We start from the raw sequence: 1,851 nt of genomic DNA, 5'->3' as shown, positions 1-1,851 counted from the left end.
CTGCTCACCACTGGGCGCGGGAGATTCGGCAGTTTGGACATGATGTGAGATTGATCCCGCCGGCCTATGTTAAACCCTACGTACGAAGAGGAGCCAAGAATGACGCCGCTGACGCGGCCGCGATCTGCGAAGCGGTCACCCGTCCCAATATGCGGTTCGTTCCCATCAAGAGCGGCGAGAACCAGGGCTTCTTGATGCTTCATCGTGCAAGAGGCTTATTGGTCCGCCAACGAACCATGACAGCCTGCGCCATTCGGGCTCACTTTGCTGAGTTCGGAATCATCGTCGGGCAAGGCCGGCAACGGGTGGATGGTCTGGTGGACGTGTTGGATGACGAGCAACTGACGCTACCGGCCCACGCCCGGATCGCACTAGCCGTCCTTGTGAACCAACTGAAGGAATTGGACCGGCAGGTCGAAGCTATCGAGCGCGAGCTGGCTCAGATCCAGCGCGTAAATCCGATGGCGAAGTTGCTGTCCTCGATCCCCGGGATCGGTCCCATAACAGCCACAGCTCTCGCCGCGACCGTGCCGTACGCGACAATTTTCCGCTCCGGGCGGGAGTTCGCGGCCTGGCTTGGCCTGACGCCTAAACAGAATTCCACCGGCGGGAAGGACAGGCTCGGCCGCATAACAAAGCAGGGCGATTCCTATCTCAGGCATTTGCTTGTCATTGGGGCACGCAACGTCGTTCGGTATCCAAAGGCCCGGTCCCGGGTCCGAGCTGGCTGGATCGAAGCCCTGCTTGAACGGCGTCGGCCCATGGTTGTTGCCGTCGCTGTCGCCAACAAGTTGGCTCGGATCATCTGGGCAATGATGACGACCGGTGAGTTCTATCGGCCTAAGCTCGCGGCCTGAGCTGCCGCGCTTTTTTGGCCACCCTAAAGTGTGAGGGCAGATGACGGCGTGATGGAAACCGGCGGAGCTGGGGATCGAGAAAGCCCGAAGAGTTTTAAGCGCAACAAGCGCGACCCGTTGATGAGGCCTCGATCCGCGATCTCCATCAGGGCCAGCGGCCATGGCATCGGTCGCACTAACAGGCCGTATACATGAACGCACCCGACCGGTAACCAAAGTGCTGCTGAAATCCCTTGCATCGGCGGGGCCGTCTATACCTGAAGCTCTCGATGAAGGCATTCTGCATGGGCTTGCCCGGCGCGATGTAGTGCCAGTCGACACGGCTCTGGTCGGCCCGAGCTGAGGATGGCATTGCTGGTGAACTCGCTACCGTTGTCGCTGACCACCATCTTCGGCTTGCCGCGCTCCATCACCAGCCGGTCCAGCTCCCGCGCCACACGGTTGCCGGAGAGCGAGGTGTCGGCCACCAGCGCCAGGCACTCGCGGGTGCAATCATCGACGACGGTGAGGATGCGGAAGCGGCGGCCATCGGTGAGCTGATCCGACACGCAGTCGAGCGACCAGCGGTCGTTCGAGGTCCCGATCGCCCGCTTGCGCCGCCACGGCGACGCACCGCAAGCCTCTCTTCCCGGTAGAGCCGGAACAGCTTCTTATGGTTGATTACGTAGCCCTCCCGCTTGAGCAGAACGTGCAGGCGTCGATAGCCGACGCGACGGCGCTCCTGGGCGATCGCCCTGATGCGCTGGCGGAGGCCGGCTTCGTCCGCCCGGGTCGTCTGGTATCTCATGGTCATGCGGCAGCAGCCGATGGCTTTACACGCCCGCCGTTCGCTCATCCCGTGGGCATCCACGGATGCGCGACAGCTTTCCGCTTGGCCGCGGACGTCCCCACTTCTTTCCCAAGAGGTCCTTTCAGGCCGCGTCGTCCAGCATGGCGTCGGCCAGCACCCGTTTCAGCCGCGTGTTCTCGTCATCCAGCGTCTTCAGCCGCTTGG

General features: G+C 62.4%; 1 protein-coding gene and 1 pseudogene. One reads left to right on the top strand and one right to left on the bottom strand.

Annotation, left to right across the window (positions count from 1 at the left end):
- The coding region (locus tag IVA87_RS09060; protein WP_247333393.1) for an IS110 family transposase at positions 1–857 on the top strand (857 nt) is incomplete at its 5' end.
- A 259-nt stretch (positions 858–1,116) separates the two neighbouring features.
- Here IVA87_RS09060 and IVA87_RS09055 read toward each other — a convergent pair.
- Positions 1,117–1,851, bottom strand: a pseudogene (locus IVA87_RS09055) (IS3 family transposase); the annotation flags it as partial.

This window comes from Bradyrhizobium sp. 147 (assembly GCF_023073935.1).
Taxonomy (GTDB): Bacteria; Pseudomonadota; Alphaproteobacteria; order Rhizobiales; family Xanthobacteraceae; genus Bradyrhizobium.
This window is presented reverse-complemented; position numbering and strand designations above follow the sequence as displayed.